Origin of the sequence: Francisella orientalis FNO12 (genome assembly GCF_001042525.2) — a bacterium.
GTDB lineage: Bacteria > Pseudomonadota > Gammaproteobacteria > Francisellales > Francisellaceae > Francisella > Francisella orientalis.
Genome location: NZ_CP011921.2, coordinates 1,204,979 through 1,224,752, shown reverse-complemented (window position 1 = coordinate 1,224,752; position 19,774 = coordinate 1,204,979). Strand labels below are relative to the sequence as shown.

Below are 19,774 nucleotides of genomic sequence, written 5' to 3'. Positions count from 1 at the left end.
GGTAATATTTTGCTCAAAAGCTTTTTTTAAAAAATAATTTTATTTAAATGAAAACTGATGATTTTGATTATAAATTGCCTGAAGAGCTAATTGCTTGCTACCCACTAGACAAGCGCGATGAAAGTAGGCTTTTAAAGTTAAATAAAGATACTGGAGAGATACGGGATTTTATATTTAAAGATTTTTTTGAATTTATAACACCAAAAGATTTATTGGTATTTAATAATAGTAAGGTTATGTTAGCACGACTTTATGGTGAAAAAACTACTGGAGGAAAGCTTGAGTTTTTGATCGAGAAAATAAAATCGCCTAAAGTTTTTGAAACTCATATCAAGGCAAATCGTTCTCCTGTGGCAGGCATGGAAATATATGTGCAAGACACTTTAGCTAAAGTGCTAGAAAAAGATGGTGGAATGTATCTTCTTGAATTACAGGGTGAAAAAGACATTTATCAGCTTATGGAAGAGTTCGGACATATTCCATTACCACCATATATGAAACGTGATGAAGAGGCTTTTGATGCAGAGAGATATCAAACAGTATATGCTAAAGACTTAGGCTCTGTTGCTGCTCCAACAGCTGGTTTGCACTTTTCAGAAGAACTAATGCAACAAATAAAAGCTAAAGGTGTTGATATAGCTTATATCACTTTGCATGTTGGATCAGGAACTTTCAAGCCTGTTCAAGTCGATGATGTTAATAATCATAAGATGCATGCCGAGGTAATATCTGTATCTGAAGATGTTTGTGAGAAAATTCGCCAAACTAAAGCTAATGGTGGTAGAGTAATAGCTATTGGTACAACTTCTGTACGCTCACTTGAAACAGCAGGTCAAAGTGGAGAAATTCAACCTTACCAAGGTCAGACTGATATTTTCTTATATCCAGGGAAAAAGTTTAATATCGTTGATGCAATGATTACTAATTTTCACTTGCCAAAGTCTACTCTAATTATGCTAGTTAGTGCATTTTCGGATAAAGAAAAAGTTATGAAAGCATACGAACATGCTATAGCTGAAAAATATAGATTTTTTAGTTATGGTGATGCGATGTTTATTTTTTAAAATAAATTTAAGGAGTGTTTCATGAAGTACTTAAAAATAATAGTTTGTATAATGTCAGTTGTTTTGCTAGGTGCGTGCTCAAATGAGCAAGATACTTCAAGTGCTAGCAGCAATGCATCAATTAAAAGTAACTTTAAAGATATGGGTGATTCTATTGGAGATTCAGCTAAAGATGTAACTAAAAGTATAGGACATGATTCGAGAAATATAGTTGATGGTAATTAATCATTTTTTTACACCTTTAAGATAATTAAAATCTTTTCTTGATGATAGCTATATCCTTTTAGCTTTTAGTAAGTTATCATTATCAATATTAATGAAAATCAAGTTAGTTAAATAATGAACAAAGCATTTTTTTTTTGATATTGATGGTACTTTAGTATACGAAAATAAGGGTGAACTTTTTGTTTCAGATAAAAATATCCAAGCAATCAAAAAATTAAGAAAGTAAGGTTATAAAACTTTTATAGCTACAGGTAGATCGCCGAGTTTCATTCCTTCAGCAGTTCTTGATTTGCCTATGGATGGTTATGTTACGGCAAATGGTTCTGTAGTCAGTGTTGGTGATAAACTTGTTTATGAGAAGCTATTTCCACAAAGTGCGATTGATAATGTTTTAGAGTTTTGTGAAAAACACAATCATGACTGGCTTTTCGAGGGTGAATTTGCGTATGTGAACAACCTTGAATCAGAAGATCTTAATTATTTTTATGATAACGTTATAGTAAGTAAGAATAAGATCATTACAACACATAACTTATATAATGTAACAATTTATAATGCTTTAGTTTTGGGTAGGAATGTTGATACTGTAGCTTTAGAACATACGTTAGGAGATGAGTGTGTGATAGCTCCGCATAATGAAAATGGTTATGTTGATTGTTATTTAGCAGGACATACCAAAGCAGATGGTATTGATAAGGTTGTAGAATATCTAGATCTTGAAGGATATGAGACCTATGCATTTGGTGATGGTAATAATGATCTAGAAATGTTTGATCGAATCGATGTTGCTGTTGCTATGGATAGTGCTTCACCTCAATTAAAAGAAAAAGCAAGTCTAATAACTAAGGCAAACTATAATGATGGTGTATATTATGGTTTATTAAAGTTAGGCTTGATTTAGACTTTATTCTTCTGTAGTTTGTTTAGTGGTGAGAGCTAAAATTAACAAACAAAGGAAGATAAATGAAGAAGCCTCTTATATTAACTTTAAGTTTTACCTCTACTGGCATTAGCTACAGATCAAAATCAAACATCTTTAAAAGGCTCTGATTTAATATCAACTAATGTAGGAGCTACTTATACTTATGTTTACAATCATTTAGATAAGCCTGCTAAACTTACTCCAGCATTTGATCTGACTGTTAAAAGCTGTAATGAAGACAAAACAAAATGCGTCTATGAGACAAAAACATCATTAGGTCGAGATAAATCATATATTTCAAATGAGTCTGTTTATGAAATTAAAGATGGTGCAGTATTCTTTGGCAGCAGTAAGGCAGCAGATAAAGATGGCAAGCTACGAAGTTTAGATCTCAAATTACAGCAACTTTTTCCTAGAAATATTGTTCTCAATAAAATCGATAAAATAGATAATACCGATGAAATGTCACATAGTACAGGAACTTCGATTATTACAGATATAATTCCAGAAATAGTAATAAATGGTAATGCATATAAAAACTGCATTCGTATGGATAATAATGTTAAGCAATGCAATAGCAAAAACTTAGGAGGAGAATGCTATCACTTTATAGACTATGAAATCTACTGCAAAGGAGTAGGTTTAGTTACAGAAAATGTTAATGGAGATACGATATTGCTTGAGAAAATTACGGAAAAGTAATTTGACCAGTCTAATTTTTTCTAAATAGTCTCTTGATATAGATCTTGTTTAATAGATCAGTTTTGGGTGTTGAATATGTTTGTTATAGTTTTGAGTTTTGTATTAATTGGTATTTTGGTAGGTGTGCTAGCAGGTGTGTTTGGCTTTGGAGGAGGCTTAATTGTTGTTCCTGCAATCGTAATATTTATCTCTATTTATGAACCATTATTTGTATCTAATTCTATGCACATTGCTGTTACAACATCTTTATTTGTTATGTTTTTTACATCTATAAAAACAACATATGCTCACTATAAAGCTAACAATATAATTTGGAGTATTGCCCTAAAGCTAAAGATGGGATTAATAGTAGGTACAGTTTTAGGAGCGGCTATCGCCTGTTATCTTAGAATCTTTGTTTATAATATTTTTGATATATACAGTTATTAAACTAGTCTTAAAAATGTTGAATAGTGCGAAATCCGAAGCTGATGAATATTGTAATAATATAGATAAACCTCTACCGATATTATTGTATATTTATGGGCTTTTTACAGGTTTTGTTTCCGTTGTATTAGGTATTGGAGGGAGTATAATTATCATTCTTTTTTTAAGAGGTTGTAATTATAGGCTTACAACAGCGGCAGCAATCGCATCATCAATAGTACCTTTTTTAGCACTTTTTGGAGCCATCTCATATATTATTGCTGGTTACGGATTATCAAACCTACCTGATTATTGCTTGGGATTTGTATATCTACCTGTAGCGATTAGTTTGATAATTGGATCATAGGGGTATCAATAGGAGTTAATTTATCAGGTAAAATCTCTCAGAAGTTACAAAATTGGGCGTATTTAGTAATTATGCTTATTATCCTTACAGTTATGATTCTCTAGGCTTTGTAAACGCTAAAATATAGAAAAGAGGAGCATTTATAAGCGCAATTATATATTTAATAACCAATGTTGAAATTATGACTTCAAAAACATATTCCATCGGGATAATCCCAGCAAATGCAAATCCATAAGTTATAAGTGTTGTATCAAGAATTTGTGATATCAAAGTTGAACCAGTATTTCTTAGCCATAACCATTTTATATCAGAACTAAAGCTTTTTATCTTAGAGTATATAAGTACATCAAATAGTTGAGATACAAGATAAACTAGGTTTCCAATAATTACTGCTTTTAAAGCACCACCATTTATTGAGAAAAATAGATTTAAAGAGTTATTTACATCATTATAGAAATCATCATTTAAGCTTGTAAATAGCGTTGAGATAAGCATCAAAAGCACGAATGATAGACCAAAAAATATTGATTTTAGAACTGCTTTGCGAGCCTCCTGTCTACCATACTTTTCATTTAGTATATCATTGGCAGTAAATATACCACCAAACATTACATTGCCAAGTGTTGCAATAATATGAAAACCAGCAATATCGTAAGCAACGCCTTTGTTAACTTGGATATTTGCGGCAATCACACTAACAACTATAAATACATGTAATCCTTTTTTGCCAAAAAGTTTATATGCTAAAAACAAGACAAAGAAGTCTACAAAAGTAAATAATATTAAAATATCGAAGTTTGTCATTATATTCCTTTAGTTTTGTTAACCCTGGATATTTACGAACAGGAGATTAAAAAATCTGCTATAATATAGCAAAATAGTTTATCAATAACAAATAAACTTTCTAAAGGAGAATTAAAATGCGTTTTGCTCATGTAATGTTGCGAGTTAAAGATTTAGATAAGTCCATAGATTTTTATACAAATATATTGGGTATGACCGTTCAAAAGAAAATGGATAATTCAGAGTATAAATATACTTTAGCATTTCTTGGTTATGGTGATATTTTAGATCATACTGTGTTGGAGTTGACATATAACTGGGGCGATCATGTGTATGATCATGGCAATGCTTTTGGTCATCTATGCATGCAGGTAGATGATGTCTATAAGGCATGTGAAGATGTCAAAGCAAAAGGCGGTATCATAACTCGTGAAGCTGGTCCTGTAAAAGGTGGTACTCAAGTTATAGCATTTATAAAAGATCCGGATGGTTATCAAATAGAGCTTATCGAATGAATAAAGACAAGTTAAATATACTAGTAATTAAGGGCTACTATAGTAAAGGTGATAGTGTTGAGCATATTGATATTGATGGTATCAAAGCTAAGATAACAACAGTGGCTCTAGGTCGACCAGTATTTGTAAAGCGTAAGCTTAAAAGAATTATCAATAAGTATAAAGTTGGTGCTGATAATTATGATCTTATCTATGCAATATCAATGTCTGCGGGTATTTCATCTTTAATTGATGAGGCCTTGTATCAAAGACTTCATTTGATTACGCCATTTTTTATTCATCATAAAACAATGAGAGTTCTTGGTAAGATTAGGATTAGAAAGATGTTGGGAGCGTACTTACTATTATTGTTTAATGGCAAGCTTGGGAAATTCCATGAAGCAATAAAGGTTACTTTAGCTGAGAACGATAACGTTGTTGATAATAAATTCTTTGAGAGTACTTGGGGAAATGTCAATTTAATTAAAGGAATAGATCATACCCTGACTAAAGAAGTAGTCGAATATATTATTAGAAAAGATATTGAGAATTTAAGAAAAGAAGTTTTTGGTGGAGAAGAAGTCTGTTAGCTATTGTGTCTTATAGGCAATAACTCTTAATCGGACATAATCTGCATACCACTTATTATTTTTATACAGATATGGTTTAGCAATTTTTTTAGCATATTTTAAGAATTCATCAGTATTAGTTACTTTATCTAATAAATTCTTTCTAAAAGTCATAACCCAGTTTCTAAAGCCATTAGAGTCTTCTAATAGCGTAGGTCTTTCAAATAAGATGGCATATTTGACTAAAAAGCCATTATTTTCAAGTAGAGAAGTTACTCCGAAATACTTGGGTAAAAATTCTCAAGGCTATAGTCTTGGATAGCATATTTTTGAGATGCTTTATCTAAACTTGCTAATAGATTTTTTATATTTCCTTTACCGCCCATCTCCAAAACAAATCTGCCATTTTTCTTCAAAACTTTATTTAAATTTTTTATGACAGCTGTTAGATTCAGCATCTAGTGTAAAGCAGCATTTGAAAAAACAGCATCAAAATTCTTTAAGTCGAATGGTAAGTCCTGTTGAGCATCTGCTTTTATAAATTCTATATCTGGATAGTTTTTCTTGGCTTGATTTAACATCTGATTTGATACATCAATACCGACTATGCTAGATCATTCTAGTTTTATTTTATTAGTGAGTTCACCCGCACCACATCCAATATCTAAAATTTTCTCATCTTTTAAAGGGCTTAGAAGCTCAACAATTTCATTGCCATATTCTGTGACAAACTTACCTATTGATTTATATGATTTTGGTTCCTATAAATTATTATTACTCATGGTTTGTTAACCTTTTGATATAGTTGAATGATGACATAACCAGTATATAAGTAATCCCCATATACCAAATACTAATCCAACAAGTATCCAAATATTTTTTGGTAGAATTATCGTAGTAAGTCTTCTGTCTAAGACTTTAGGAATGTCTTTTGCTATACCTAAACCACAAAAAATGTGAATTAGAACTGTAAAAGCTGTAATAATAGGAAGTGAATTATTAATCAAAGTTACTGAAATAGTATTTATATCCATGTACAAAAACCTTTAAAATACCATTTTTGAATGTGCTTTTGAACTGTAGGTATTCATATAATGTTCGGCTACTATTTCTAAGACCTCATCAATACTGTCAACAAGAGTTAGAAGATTCACGTCTTCTTTACTAACTACGCCTTTTTGTACTAAGGTAGTTTTTATCCACTCCATTAATCCCCCCCAGAAATCTTTACCATAGAGGATAATTGGCATTTTGACTTTTTTACCTGTTTGTATCAGAGTTGTAATATCAAAAAGCTCATCTAAAGTACCAAAGCCACCGGGCATGACTATATACGACATAGAATGTTTGATAAACATTGCTTTACGCGTAAAGAAGTATCTGTAAATCAAAAAGACATCTTGATAGCTATTAGGTTTTTGCTCGTGAGGTAGTGCTATATTCAAGCCTATACTTGAGCAAGATCCTTGTTGAGCGCCTTTGTTTCCCGCTTCCATAATACCAGGACCACCACCTGTGATAACAGCAAAGCCATGATTTGACAAAGATTTAGCTAGTTCAACAGTATCTTTGTAGTACTTATCATCTTCGGAAATCCTTGCTGAACCAAATATACTAATAGCTGGAGATATTTTATCTAATCTTTCATACCCTTCGACAAGTTCGGATGATATTTTCATAATATCCCAACTTGCCTTAGCTTTATCAAAACCTATTTCGCTAGATGGTGCAGAGACTATTTTTTTTTCTTTCCAATGCATAGGCAATCACCTTAAAATTAAGCTAGTGTTTTATATTACTATTAATTATAATTATATCTATTAGCTTGGGATATTGCTATACTAGTGTTTTATATTACTATTAATTATAATTATATCATTATTAGCTTGGGATATTGCTATACAGCTTATGTTGGTTGTAATTATTTAAGCAAAGTTTTAATTTAATCTACTAAAGGAGATATTAAATGGGTTTTTTAGCAGGAAAGAAGATACTAGTTACTGGTCTGTTAAGCAATAAATCAATCGCTTACGGTATTGCAAAAGCTCTTCATAGAGAAGGTGCAGAACTTGCGTTTACTTATGTTGGTCAATTCAAAGAAAGAGTAGAGAAGCTAAGTGAAGAGTTCAATCCAGCTGCAATTTTACCTTGTGATGTAACTTCTGATCAAGAGATGCAAGACTTGTTTGTTGAGCTAGGTAAAGTTTGGGATGGTCTAGATGGTCTTATTCACTCTATCGCTTTTGCTCCTCGTGATCAGTTAGGTGGTGATTTTATAGATACAGTTACTCGTGAAGGTTTCGCTATTGCTCATGATATCAGTGCTTACTCTTTTGCTGCTTTAGCTAGAGAATGTCGTGCGATGATGAAAGGAAGAAATGCTTCTATCGTAGGTCTTACATATATTGGTGCTGAAAAAGCTATGCCTAGTTATAATACTATGGGTGTTGCTAAGGCATCTTTAGAAGCTACTATGAGATATACAGCTCTTGCATTAGGTCCAGATGGAATCAATGTGAACTGTGTTTCAGCTGGTCCAATCAAAACTTTGGCAGCGTCAGGTATTGCTAATTTCAAAAAGATGTTGGACTATAATGCTACAGTATCACCACTTAAGAAAAACGTTGATATTATGGAGGTTGGTAATACAGTTGCATTCTTATGTTCTGATATGGCTTCTGGTATTACAGGCGAAAATATTCACGTTGATGCTGGTTATCATGGCGTTTTAATGGGTAATGTTCTTTAATTATTCTAAATTAGCCTAATCCAATTTTTCTGATTTAATTTCATATATCTTATATAATTAAAATTGATATTTTTTATAAAAAATTATTAGTTATAACTATTTGTCTTAACCATTGATAATGACCTTACAAAATTAAATTTATAAGGTTATTTATGAAAAAAAGGGCTTTTAACTTTGTGTTTACTTCAATGTGTGCTTTTGGAGTATCTCAAGGTGTTGCACAAACAAATCCACAGTGTTTAGATAAGTCTTTCACCTTACAGCTTCTTGGTTCTGGTGGACCAATTAGAGATGATGCTAGAGCATCTGCAGGTGAGTTGATATGGATTGATGGTAAATCTAAAGTTTTGATTGATGCTGGTGGTGGTACATATCTTAGATTTGGTCAATCAGGAGCTAGATTAGAAGATTTAGACTCAATCAATATGACTCATTTCCATGCTGATCATTCAGCAGATATTCTAGCGATATTAAAAGGAGCATATTTCTCCAAAAGAACAGAGAATCTTCCATTCTCAGGTCCTACACATTCAGGTCTTTTCCCAAGTGCGACGGATTTTCTTCAGAGAGTATTTGGAAAAGATCATGGTGCTTTTGCATATTTACATGGAATACTTACGGGTACAGATGGTTTCCCTTTTAAGCTTGATCCTGTAACAAATATTGATTATACAAAATTAGAACCAACGAAGGTCTTTTCAAATGATGAGTTTACTGTTTAGGCGTTAGGTATTTCTAAAGGTGATGTTCCAACTTTGGCATATAAGATTGTGTCTAAGAAAGGCACTATCATTGTAACTGGTGCTGGTGGTAGTAATGAACATGATAAATTTAGAGATACGTTTATTAAATTTGCAAAAAATGCAGATATTCTAATGATGCCTATGCCAATTGACGAAAGCGCTGATGCGGCAAGTAGTTTCTTACATGCTAAGCCGTCAGTCATTGGACAAGTTGCTACAACAGTTAATCCTAAAGCATTAGTTTTAAGTCATTTCTTAGGTAAAGGTTTGGTACTTAAAGACGAGTCAACAAAAATAGTTAAGAATATTATAAAGGGTCTGTTTATGAAGGTCGAGATTTAGCATGTTTCCCAGTTAATGGAGTTAAATAGGAGAATTTAATATGAAAGAAATACTTTTAACAATTGCTTTAACAGCTTCTATGTCATTTGGTATTGCTTTAGCAGAAGAAGCAAAAGCACCAGTTACACAGGTTCAGGATTCATCTGAGAGTAGTCCAATAGCTCAAGGCGAAGGTAAATATGGCTCACTTAAAAAATTTGGTGTGGTTGATGTTGATGCTGATGAGCAAGATAGAAAACTTGTCAGAGCAAGAGATGGTAATTGTGGTACTAAAGTCTGTAAAGCTTATGGTAAGCAAGATAAAAAAGAGATAGCACAGTTGGGTAAATGCTCTAATGGAGTTTGTGGACAATGATCGGTAAATGTCAAGGTATAGGTCTAAGGTCTGAACATCAGTCAATATTATCAGCACAAAAAGTTGATGGGATTGATTTTCTTGAACTTTCTCCTGAAAATGGGATGGGCTTAGGCGGATTTAAGCAAGATTATCTTGACAAGGTTGCAAATATTTATCCTATCATAGCTCATGGTTTGAGCCTATCAATAGGAGGATTTCAGCCACTTAATAAGAAATTTCTGAATGAAGTTAGAGCATTCTTAGATGATTATAATATTGATATATATAGTGATCATTTATGTTTTTCTAATGATGAGAAAGGGTACTTATATGATCTTTTACCAGTCCCTAGAGAGAAAGAAAATATTTCTTATATTTGCAATCGTATAGAGCAGGTTCAAGAGATTATAAAAAGACCACTTACATTAGAAAATATCTCATATTACTACCAATATGATAATGATATGAATGAGCTAGATTTTATCAATGATATTCTGCAGAGAAGTGGTGCGAAAATGCTTCTTGATATAAATAATGTTTATGTCAATGGACATAAACATAGCTATGATGCTTATGAATTTATAAAAGGTATAAATAAAGGTAGCGTCAATTATTACCATATAGCAGGACATTATAAAAAAGATGATTTCATTTTAGATACTCATGGCAAAGATGTAATACAGGAAGTAAAGGAGCTAGCTAAGTTTGTTGTAGAGCAACATGGTTTGCACTCAATGTTACTTGAACGCGATCATTTTGTACCAAAGCTTGATGATCTGGTAAATGAGCTAAATAGCATAATAAATGTTATAGAGGGAAAAATATGAATATATCAGAATCTATAAAAACTAAAATGCAAAACTTTACTCATACTATTCGTTATGATAATTCAAGTGATGAAAAGATACAGATGTATCGCGAATTTATCGTCGGGAATGTCTTAAGTGTCTTAGAAAATACTTTTCCTTACTTTAATAAACATGCTTCTCAAGAATTAAAAGATAAGGTTTTAAAAGTTTTTTTGAGGACAATATATCATCTGAGCCGGCATTTCATCAAATAGCCACAGAGATACTGAAATCTTCAAAGTTGGTAGAAATAGATGAAAAATTATTTAAGTTAATAGAGTTTGAGTGGCTACTTTTCTCTATAGAAATAGATGAATCTAAAGTTGTTGAAAATATAGAAATCACTAGAAATATAAGTTTTAAAGATATCCGAAATATAAAAGAAAATCCGACACTAACTTTTATACTACTTCCTTTTGATATAAATAATTTGGATGAAGAAATAAGTACAGAGCAAAATATTATGTATGCGCTTTATTGCAATATAAATCATAGAACCTCATACCAAAGAATATCTACAGTTGAGTGCGCTGTGTTAAGTTCAGCATTAGAAAAAGGAATAGATATTTTTGAATCAGAAGATTTTAAGCAAATAAAAAATGGGCAACAAGAGTACTTAATTAATCGTTTAGTCTCTTGGCATAACCAAAATATGATTACTTTATCAGCATAAGGAGCAAATTATGATAAATAGAATATATGATATATATTACAAGATTATTCAAAAGTTTTAGTCTATCGACTTTTTACTTTTGTTAGGTATAAGACTTTATTTAGTACCGACTATGTTTGTAGGAGCTAGATCAAAAATAGAAGGTTTTAGTACAACTGTGGCATGATTTGGTGCTCCAGCTTCTCAAGGTGGTTTAGGTATGCCTATGCCAGAAGTTATCGGCTGTGTTGGTATAGCATTAGGTTTGTTTACTAGACTTGTTTTTATTCCAATGATGTTTGTAATAGGTGTTGCTGGTGCCGCGGTTCACTGAGCTCATGGATGGCCTGCGATTGCAGACAAAACTGCAGAATCTACACAGAGACTAAATGATCTATTTGAATGGTTATCACAAAACTTCCCAGATAGATATAACTATGTTACTGCGTTAGGTAATCCTGTAATGCTTAATGGTGGTATGGAATTTTCTGTTACATACTTCATTATGTTATTTACATTATTCTTATACGGTGGCGGAAGATATGTAAGTGCTGACCACTGGCTGAAGAAAATTTTTATAAGAAACTAGTGTTTATCTAAGCCCTAACTTAACTAGGTCATGCATGGTTATTATACCTTCTACATTATTTTTACCATCAACTACAGCTAAACTGGTAATTTCAAATCTCTCCATTTCCTCGAGAGCTGATATAGCCATTTCATCACTTGATACAGTTTTAGGGTTTTTGCTCATGACTTCACTGATTGTTTTCTGAGAATTGAAGCTCTCGGCTTCAAACATTCTTCTTAAGTCACCATCAGTAAATATACCTAAGAGTTTGTTATCTTCAACAACTAATGTACTACCTATTCCTTTGTCACTTATTTCTAGAATTGCTTTGCGTAGATTATCTGTTGATTTGACTTCAGGTATTTCATTGCCTTTACGCATAATATTTTCTACTTTTAATATCAGCTTTCTACCAAGAGCGCCACTAGGATGAGAAAATGCAAAATCTCTAGCAGAGAAATTCTTAGCTTTAAGTAAAGCGATGGCTAAAGCATCTCCTAAGACTAGTGTAGCAGTTGTACTAGATGTTGGAGCAAGATTAAGAGGGCAGGCTTCTTTATTAACACCTAAATCAAGAGTTAGATCACTGTTTTTTGCCATTAATGAGTTTTTGTTACTTGTAATAGAGATTACTGGTATACCGAGGTATTTAATCATTGGCATGATTCCCATAATCTCACTTGAATTACCAGAATTAGATATAGCAACTACAACATCTTTATCTGTAATCATACCAAAATCACCATGACCAGCTTCACCAGGATGAACAAAGAAAGCAGGAGTTCCAGTACTAGCAAGAGTTGCTGCAATCTTTTTGCCAATTTGACCAGACTTACCCATACCAGTTATAATTACTCTACCTTGTTTGTTGTTTAGAATAATGTCGCAAGCCCTCTTAAAGTCATCACCTATAGAGTCTTTTAAGTTCTCTAAAGCTTGTATTTCAAGTTCAAATGTTAGTTTAGCATTTTGAATATGATCCATTTGATTCTCTTTCCTTATCTATTATAAAAAGCATTTATTAGCATTAGATATTATAGTTTTTGAGATTTATTAGCTCAAATATTTTTTATTGTTATGTTAAAATTATTTCTAATTTTTATATATTTAGACAAATAGCAATGAGAAAATTCCAGATTAATCCATCGATATTATCTGCAGATTTAGCAAGATTAGGAGATGATGTTCAAGCAGTTTTAGAAGCAGGAGCTGATAACGTTCACTTTGATGTGATGGATAATCACTATGTGCCTAATCTTACATTTGGTCCTATGGTTCTCAAGGCTTTGAGAGATTATGGTATTTCAGCTGGTACGGATGTTCATCTTATGGTTAAGCCTGTAGATGCATTGATCGAGAGTTTCGCCAAAGCTGGTGCTAGTAGTATAGTATTTCATCCCGAAGCTAGTAAGCATATTGATAGAAGCTTACAACTAATCAAATCTTTTGGTATAGATGCTGGTCTTGCTTTGAGTCCAGCGACAGGGATAGATTGTCTAAAGTATGTTGAAAGTCATATTGACAGAGTGCTTATTATGTCTGTAAATCCAGGCTTTGGTGGACAAAAATTCATACCAGCAATGCTAGATAAAGCTAAAGAAGTTTCGGAGTGGATTAAATCAACTGGTAGAGATATTTTACTAGAGATAGATGGCGGCGTTAACCCTAATAATATCGCAGAGATTGCAGCTTGCGGAGTTGATGCTTTTGTAGCTGGGTCGGCTATTTTAAACTCAAATAGCTACAAACAAACTATTGATAAGATGAGAGATGAACTCAAGAAAATCTAGTTTATTAGTATTTATGCTCAAAATGATAGAGCTGATATTGTCAGTAATAGTTGTTTTACTGAGTTATTTTATACCATGACATATTTTTGATTACAATATTACCAATTTTAGTAGCTTTAATTTTTTAGCCTCGTTTATAGCTATTACAGCATTATTAATTTTTCTTGTTGCAGAATATACCAATGGTGAGAAGACTTCAAAATCGAGAAATATACTAAAAGTATTATTATGCTCATTTATGCTAGCAATAGTAATTACTTCTTTAGCATTTTTTCTAAGAGGTTTTGCTTTTCCTCGTAGTGTAATTATTTTAGGTTTTGCCATACAGATTATAGTGTTGTCATGTTTGTGTATTTACTTTAGATCTCTTATGAGAAGAACTATCTATAATAAAGTGCTAGTGATAGGGCAAAATAATGAGCAGGATTGGCTTTTAAATAAAGCGGTATCCTCTAAGTTACCTAATGAAATTATTCATGGTTATTTAAGTATAGATGTTGTGGGCTTGAAGCTAGCTGATATTATCAAAAGTTATACTAAGGTTTTTGTTTCAGACAAGGCTTTGAAGTTACTTGATGATAATGATTTATCACTTTTGAGTCAGTGTAATGTTGAGATGGTGATTATTCCTCGAAAATATGAAATATCTGTGTGGGGAGCTACTCTAGTACCTCTTGGTGATAGTCTTGCAATGAGTATCAAGAACTTTGGTCTATCTTATGAGGCTAAAGTTATAAAAAGAATTTTTGATATTATATTTAGCTCGATTGCTATAGTGTTAATGGCTCCAATAATGTTTATAACAGCTTTGGCAATCTATATCGAAGATAAAATCTCTCCTTTTTTTATCCAAGAAAGAGTTACTAGAAATGGTAAAAAGTTTAAATTGATAAAATTTCGTAGTATGAAACTAGATGCAGAGTCCCAAACCGGAGCTATATGGGCAAGTAATAGTGATGATAGAATTACAAAGATTGGAAGAATAATTCGTCCTATATGGTTAGATGAATTACCACAGTTTTTTTAATGTATTAAAAGGTGATATGTCAATAGTAGGGCCAAGACCTGAAAGACAAGAGTTAATCGATGAGTTTGCAAAAGAGACTCCGGAGTTCTTATATAGAACCAAAGTTAAAGCTGGGATTACAGGATATGCTCAAGTTTTGAAAAGCTATGCAACTTTGCCGGAAAATAAGCTTAAGCTCGATCTTGTATATATTAGAAGATGGAGTTTTGTTTTTGATTTACTTATTATTATCGAGACAGTTAGAGTTACTTTTATGAAGATTTTTAGTATATTTTTATCAAAAAAAGAGGTTATAGATAGTAAGGTATTAAATCAAATAGATACAAATTATATAGAGTACAAATATGAATAAAAAAATATTAGTAACAGGTGGTATAGGCTACATAGGTAGTCACACAGTTGTTGAGCTTCTTGATAGAGGATATCAAGTCGTTGTGGTTGACAATCTTTCAAATAGCAAACTATCTGTAGTTGATAGAGTTAAGACAATCACAGGTAAAGATTTTGATTTTTATGAGATAGATCTTTTAGACAAAGATAAGTTAGAGAAAATCTTTCAAGAGCATAATATAGATGCGGTGATTCACTTTGCTGGTTTTAAAGCTGTTGGCGAGAGTGTGCAGAAGCCTTTGGCTTATTATCATAATAATCTATTAAGTACACTAAATTTACTTGAGTTAATGCAAGAGTACCAAGTTTATGATTTTGTATTTAGTTCATCAGCGACTGTATATGGTATGTCTAATATACCACCATTTGCAGAGGATCTACCTCTTAGTACAACTAACCCTTATGGTGCGACTAAGCTAATAATAGAAGGTATTCTAGTAGATCTACAAAAAGCTGATAATAACTTTAATATCACATGTCTTAGATATTTCAATCCAGTAGGAGCTCATAGCAGTGGGATGATTGGCGAAGATCCTCAAGGTATTCCAAATAACCTAATGCCTTTTGTTGATCAAGTTGGGTCAGGTAAATTGCCTAAACTTAGTATTTTTGGTGGTGATTATGATACTCAAGATGGCACCTGTATTAGAGACTATATCCATGTTGTTGATTTGGCGATAGGGCATATATTAGCACTTGAGCATATCTCAAAGGTTAAACCAGCTTGGCGGGCATATAATCTAGGCTCAGGTAATGGTTGCAGTGCACTAGAGATTGTCATAGCTTATGAGAAAGCTTTAGGCAAAAACATTCCATATCAAATAGTGGTTAGAAGAGCTGGAGATATTGCTGAGATGTATGCAAATGCTACAAAGGCAAAACAAGAGCTAGGTTTTGAAACAAAAAAAACTATAGATGATATATGTGTTGATATTGTTAGATGGCGGAATTACGCCAAAGAGAATGATATTTAGAAATGAGGATTTTGCATGTATTTAAATTATTTTATCCAGATACTTATGGTGGTATAGAGAAGTTTATACATGAGCTATCAGTCGCTATGGCTAAAAAGTATGATTTAGATATACATATTCTAGCTATGGGTAAAGAGAATCGAACTATACACAAAGATTTTTATACTTTGCATTTTGCTAAAACAAATTTGAATATAGCTTCAACAACTTTTTCACTATCGGCAATTAAGAAATTCAAAGAGTTAGCTAAACAAGTTGATATTATCCACTATCACTTTCCATATCCATATGCCGACTTGTTGCAGACTATTTGTAGAGCAAATAAGCCATATATAGTCACGTACCACTCAGATATTATCAAGCAAAAAAGGTTGATGATGTTATACAAGCCTTTAATGAGAAAGTTTCTTAATGGTGCAAAATATATTTTACCAACATCACCAAACTATCTTGAGACTAGTGAGATTCTTAGAGAAATAAAAGTACCTAAAAAAGTTATTCCAATGAGTCTGAATAAGTCAGATTATAATATTGATGAAGAAAATTATTCACATTGGAAAAATAATATAGGTTTTGAAAAATTCTTCATCTATATTGGAGGTCTAAGGTATTACAAGGGTTTGGATGTCTTGATTGATGCTATGCAAGGACAAGATTATCCACTTGTTATAGTTGGTGATGGCGATCAAAGAGATCTGCTGGAGCAAAAAGTTAAGCAAAATAAGCTACAAAATGTAAAATTTGTCGGCGCATTAGATGATAAAGATAAGCTATCATTACTAAAGCTAAGTTATGCTCTGGTATTACCATCAAATATAAGGACAGAAGCTTTTGGATTAGTCTTACTAGAGGCAAGCATGTTTGCTAAACCAATGATAACTTGCGAGATTGGTACAGGCACAACCTTTGTAAATATTAATAAACAAACAGGATTAGTAGCTAAGTCAGATGATACTCAAGATTTAGCTAAAAAGCTCAATCAACTTTGGCAAGATGAACAAACAGCTAAAGACTACGGAGCTAGTGCTAAAGCTAGATTTGATGATATCTTTAGTCTAGAAGAAATGGTTGAGTGTTATAAATCAGTTTATGATGAAGTGATAGATAGTGGTGTTAAATGAAGCAGTTTTTTAGATATTTTTTTGGTATTTTAGATACTACTCAGAAAAAAAGATTTCTTATTTACCTTATTCTTTTATTTCTAGGTTCTACATCTTCAATGCTAGGTGTTGGAGCAGTTATTCCTTTTGTGAGCGTGTTAGTTAATCCAAATCAGTTTGATAATATACATTTTCTGAGTGGTTTTAGCCATTTTCAAATAATACTTATAAGCATAGCTTTATTGATCTTAGCTTTTTGGATAAAGAATATAATTGGTATTCTACTATTTTGGTTTCAAACCAAATTTTTAAACTCTATAGTTCTTAGTATTCAAAAGAGATTATTTAAACTTTATATTTCTATGGATTATGAATCTCATTTAACTAGAAGTACACCAACACTTATACGTAATATAAACGCGGAAACTAATCAATTATCTGGAGGAATAATTAATCCTCTAGGAATATTAGCTACTGATTTATTTTCATGTGTATTTATAGTTGCTTTATTGTTATATATAAACTTTTTATTTAGTTTTTTTACTTTGCTTATTTTGGGAGTTTCATTATTTATCTTTATGTTGAAAATAAAAGGAATTTTAACTAAATATGGTAAACAAAGAGCAGAAGCATGGAAGAGATGACTCAAACAACTATGAATGGTTTATCAGGGATAAAGGAGATAAAACTCTATAACAAAGAAAAAGTATTCACGAATGAGTTTAGTGAAAAAGCAACTATGTTGAATAAGTCATTACAATTCAATCAAATATTTCAAATCATACCAAGATTTTTTATAGAAGCAATAGCTATTACATTTGTTTTGATTACTTTGTTAGTCCTAATAGCCTTTGGTGAGTCGACAAATTCAATTTTTATATTATTATCTGTATTTGGTGTTGCTGCGACACAGCTGCTACCAGCACTTAATAGGATTATGCAAGCGGTTACAAGTATCAAGTATTCTGTTCCAGCTTTAAAAGTAATATATGAAGAGTTAGAAAAATATCAAAACTATACAAATAGCATAGAAGATAGTTTTGCTTCAGGTATGAAGTTTGAAAAGAATATCCATCTAGAAAATATTAGCTATAGTTATCCTGATAGTACACAAGCATTAAAAAATATTTCTTTAACAATAGAAAAAGGTAAAAAAACTGCTTTTGTAGGGCCTTCAGGCTCTGGTAAAAGCACCTTGGTTGATTTGTTAATGGGTTTCTATACAGCGCAAAGTAGTAGTATTTATATAGATGATAAGCAAATTAATAGTACTAAGTTAATACAAAGACTATTTGCACATATTCCGCAACAAATTATACTCTATGATACATCTATCAAAGAGAATATTGCTTTTGGTGAACCAAAGGCAAGTATAGATGAAACTAAAGTTTGGGAATGTCTAAAAGTGGCACAACTTGATGACTTCGTTAGTAATTTGAATAAAGGCTTAGATACTTTTGTCGGAGAGAATGGTATTAGGCTATCAGGTGGTCAACGTCAAATGCTTGGTATAGCTAGAGCATTGTATCAAAATCCACAAATATTAGTGATGGATGAAGTAACATCAGCTCTTGATAATGACACCGAAAAAGAAGTAACAAATGTGATAAAAAAGTTAAAAGATATAACTATAATAACCATAGCTCATAGGCTTAGTACTATTGAGGGGTATGATGTCGTTTATAATTTAATAAATGGTAGTTTAGAAAAAGTGTAGAGCGTTATAATGTTTGATAATAAAGTGGTTTTAATGACAGGTGGTACAGGTAGTTTTGGTAAAAGTACACAGAGATATTATTATCTGAATATAAGCCTAAAAAAATAATCATCTTTAGTAGAGATGAACTAAAGCAGTTTGAGATGTCTCAAGAATTTAATGATCCTTGTATGCGATATTTTATTGGAGACGTTAGGGATGGTGAAAGATTAAAAGAAGCTATGCATGGCGTTGATTATGTTATTCATGCCGCAGCCCAGAAGCAGGTTCCAGCAGCTGAGTATAATCCAATGGAGTGTATCAAGACTAACGTACATGGCGCAGAGAATGTCATAAAGGCAGCATTATCAAATAATGTCGAAAAAGTCATAGCATTATCTACTGACAAAGCAGCTAATCCAATTAATTTATATGGTGCTACAAAGCTAGCATCTGATAAATTGTTTGTTGCTGCAAATAATATGGTTGGAACAAGAAAGACAAGATTTGCTATTGTTCGCTATGGTAATGTGCTTGGTAGTAGAGGTTCGGTTATACCTTTTTTTCAGAAGTTGATAGATGACGGAGCTACAGAGCTACCTATTATACATGAGAAAATGACTCGTTTTTTAATTACATTAGAAGAGGGAGTTAGATTTGTACTCAAAAATTTTGAAAGAATGCAGGGCGGAGAGATTTTTGTACCTAAGATTCCGTCTATGTATATGACAGAGCTAGCAAAAGCAATGGCTCCAGATTTACCTCATAAAATTGTTGGTATAAGACCTGGAGAAAAGCTTCATGAGATCATGTGTCCTTCTGATGACTCTCATTTAACATTGGAATTTGATGATCATTATGTGCTTTGTCCTACTATTCAATTTGCTCATAAGGCTGACTTTACGAAGAATAAGTTAGGAGAAGTTGGTAGTCCTGTAGAGCTCGGCTTTGAGTATAATTCTGGAAATAATACTGAGTGGTTAACACATGAGTCATTTTTGGAAATGATGGCGAGGATGTAATT

Annotated in this window: 19 protein-coding genes and 7 pseudogenes; 19 read left to right on the top strand and 7 right to left on the bottom strand. The window is 32.2% G+C overall.

From position 1 onward, the window contains the following. The first annotated feature begins 47 nt into the window (after window positions 1–47). From queA to FNO12_RS11780, 5 genes and pseudogenes are all read left to right on the top strand, one after another. Entirely contained in the window at window positions 48–1,064 is a 1,017-nt protein-coding gene (queA, locus tag FNO12_RS06360; protein WP_014715497.1) for a tRNA preQ1(34) S-adenosylmethionine ribosyltransferase-isomerase QueA, read from the top strand. Window positions 1,065–1,085: 21 nt separating this feature from the next. Next, a complete protein-coding gene (locus FNO12_RS06355) occupies window positions 1,086–1,289 on the top strand; it encodes a hypothetical protein (protein WP_014715498.1) in 204 nt (67 codons plus the stop codon). 139 nt (window positions 1,290–1,428) lie between these two features. After that, a pseudogene (locus FNO12_RS06350) lies at window positions 1,429–2,190 on the top strand (Cof-type HAD-IIB family hydrolase). A gap of 483 nt (window positions 2,191–2,673) precedes the next feature. After that, window positions 2,674–2,913 (top strand): hypothetical protein, encoded by a 240-nt coding sequence (locus FNO12_RS10930; RefSeq protein ID WP_014715500.1) that lies wholly within the window; start codon window positions 2,674–2,676, stop codon window positions 2,911–2,913. Window positions 2,914–2,988: 75 nt separating this feature from the next. After that, window positions 2,989–3,685, top strand: a pseudogene (locus FNO12_RS11780) (sulfite exporter TauE/SafE family protein). A gap of 90 nt (window positions 3,686–3,775) precedes the next feature. On the opposite strand, the gene FNO12_RS06335 reads toward FNO12_RS11780, so the two are convergent. Next, window positions 3,776–4,489: a queuosine precursor transporter gene (locus FNO12_RS06335; protein ID WP_014715501.1), complete on the bottom strand. Its 714-nt coding sequence runs from the start codon at window positions 4,487–4,489 to the stop codon at window positions 3,776–3,778. Window positions 4,490–4,605: 116 nt separating this feature from the next. Here FNO12_RS06335 and gloA point away from each other — a divergent pair, with 116 nt between their 5' ends. Beyond that, complete coding sequence (gene gloA, locus FNO12_RS06330) at window positions 4,606–4,983, top strand: lactoylglutathione lyase (protein ID WP_014715502.1); 378 nt, start codon at window positions 4,606–4,608, stop codon at window positions 4,981–4,983. Next, a complete protein-coding gene (locus FNO12_RS06325; RefSeq protein WP_014715503.1) occupies window positions 4,980–5,552 on the top strand; it encodes a hypothetical protein in 573 nt (190 codons plus the stop codon). Before gloA ends, FNO12_RS06325 begins: the two co-directional genes overlap by 4 nt. Here the strand turns inward: FNO12_RS06325 and FNO12_RS10925 are convergent, their stop codons facing one another. The 5 genes from FNO12_RS10925 to FNO12_RS06310 form a co-directional block, all read right to left on the bottom strand. Then, complete coding sequence (locus FNO12_RS10925; protein ID WP_030005680.1) at window positions 5,553–5,705, bottom strand: hypothetical protein; 153 nt, start codon at window positions 5,703–5,705, stop codon at window positions 5,553–5,555. A 98-nt stretch (window positions 5,706–5,803) separates the two neighbouring features. Continuing rightward, window positions 5,804–5,989, bottom strand: a complete 186-nt coding sequence (locus FNO12_RS10920) for a hypothetical protein (protein ID WP_030005679.1) — start codon at window positions 5,987–5,989, stop codon at window positions 5,804–5,806. Then, entirely contained in the window at window positions 5,990–6,112 is a 123-nt protein-coding gene (locus tag FNO12_RS10915) for a class I SAM-dependent methyltransferase (RefSeq protein WP_030005678.1), read from the bottom strand. Window positions 6,113–6,319: 207 nt separating this feature from the next. Further along, window positions 6,320–6,565 carry a hypothetical protein gene (locus FNO12_RS06315; RefSeq protein WP_014715504.1) on the bottom strand — a complete coding sequence of 82 codons (246 nt, stop codon included), beginning with the start codon at window positions 6,563–6,565 and terminating at the stop codon, window positions 6,320–6,322. Between the two features lie 12 nt (window positions 6,566–6,577). Continuing rightward, on the bottom strand, window positions 6,578–7,291 hold the full coding sequence (locus FNO12_RS06310; RefSeq protein WP_014715505.1) for an LOG family protein: 714 nt from the start codon (window positions 7,289–7,291) through the stop codon (window positions 6,578–6,580). Window positions 7,292–7,497: 206 nt separating this feature from the next. Here FNO12_RS06310 and FNO12_RS06305 point away from each other — a divergent pair, with 206 nt between their 5' ends. The 6 genes and pseudogenes from FNO12_RS06305 to FNO12_RS06280 all read left to right on the top strand — a co-directional run bounded on the left by FNO12_RS06305 (window position 7,498) and on the right by FNO12_RS06280 (window position 11,791). After that, on the top strand, window positions 7,498–8,280 hold the full coding sequence (locus FNO12_RS06305; RefSeq protein ID WP_014715506.1) for an enoyl-ACP reductase FabI: 783 nt from the start codon (window positions 7,498–7,500) through the stop codon (window positions 8,278–8,280). Between the two features lie 152 nt (window positions 8,281–8,432). Next, a pseudogene (locus FNO12_RS06300) lies at window positions 8,433–9,394 on the top strand (MBL fold metallo-hydrolase). A gap of 11 nt (window positions 9,395–9,405) precedes the next feature. Further along, complete coding sequence (locus tag FNO12_RS06295) at window positions 9,406–9,720, top strand: hypothetical protein (protein ID WP_014715507.1); 315 nt, start codon at window positions 9,406–9,408, stop codon at window positions 9,718–9,720. Beyond that, window positions 9,717–10,529, top strand: a complete 813-nt coding sequence (locus tag FNO12_RS06290; RefSeq protein WP_014715508.1) for an MbnB/TglH/ChrH family RiPP precursor modification enzyme — start codon at window positions 9,717–9,719, stop codon at window positions 10,527–10,529. Before FNO12_RS06295 ends, FNO12_RS06290 begins: the two co-directional genes overlap by 4 nt. After that, a pseudogene (locus FNO12_RS06285) lies at window positions 10,526–11,223 on the top strand (HvfC/BufC family peptide modification chaperone). The gene FNO12_RS06290 and the pseudogene FNO12_RS06285 overlap by 4 nt, the downstream one beginning before the upstream one ends. 64 nt (window positions 11,224–11,287) lie before the next feature. Beyond that, window positions 11,288–11,791 (top strand): annotated as a pseudogene (locus tag FNO12_RS06280) (HvfX family Cu-binding RiPP maturation protein). A 3-nt stretch (window positions 11,792–11,794) separates the two neighbouring features. Here the strand turns inward: FNO12_RS06280 and FNO12_RS06275 are convergent. Then, window positions 11,795–12,757 (bottom strand): KpsF/GutQ family sugar-phosphate isomerase, encoded by a 963-nt coding sequence (locus FNO12_RS06275; RefSeq protein WP_014715510.1) that lies wholly within the window; start codon window positions 12,755–12,757, stop codon window positions 11,795–11,797. Between the two features lie 137 nt (window positions 12,758–12,894). On the opposite strand from FNO12_RS06275, the gene rpe reads away from it, so the two are divergent. The 6 genes and pseudogenes from rpe (at window position 12,895) to pseB (ending at window position 19,772) form a co-directional block, all read left to right on the top strand. Next, window positions 12,895–13,563 carry a ribulose-phosphate 3-epimerase gene (rpe, locus tag FNO12_RS06270; protein ID WP_041257519.1) on the top strand — a complete coding sequence of 223 codons (669 nt, stop codon included), beginning with the start codon at window positions 12,895–12,897 and terminating at the stop codon, window positions 13,561–13,563. 97 nt (window positions 13,564–13,660) lie between these two features. After that, window positions 13,661–14,942, top strand: a pseudogene (locus FNO12_RS06265) (sugar transferase). Next, window positions 14,935–15,954, top strand: a complete 1,020-nt coding sequence (gene galE / locus FNO12_RS06260) for a UDP-glucose 4-epimerase GalE (protein WP_014715512.1) — start codon at window positions 14,935–14,937, stop codon at window positions 15,952–15,954. The pseudogene FNO12_RS06265 and the gene galE overlap by 8 nt, the downstream one beginning before the upstream one ends. A 2-nt stretch (window positions 15,955–15,956) precedes the next feature. Beyond that, window positions 15,957–17,075, top strand: a complete 1,119-nt coding sequence (locus FNO12_RS06255) for a glycosyltransferase family 4 protein (RefSeq protein ID WP_014715513.1) — start codon at window positions 15,957–15,959, stop codon at window positions 17,073–17,075. After that, a pseudogene (locus FNO12_RS06250) lies at window positions 17,072–18,771 on the top strand (ABC transporter ATP-binding protein). The gene FNO12_RS06255 and the pseudogene FNO12_RS06250 overlap by 4 nt, the downstream one beginning before the upstream one ends. Window positions 18,772–18,845: 74 nt before the next feature. After that, window positions 18,846–19,772, top strand: a complete 927-nt coding sequence (gene pseB, locus FNO12_RS06245; protein WP_306807229.1) for a UDP-N-acetylglucosamine 4,6-dehydratase (inverting) — start codon at window positions 18,846–18,848, stop codon at window positions 19,770–19,772. The last annotated feature ends 2 nt before the right edge of the window (window positions 19,773–19,774 follow it).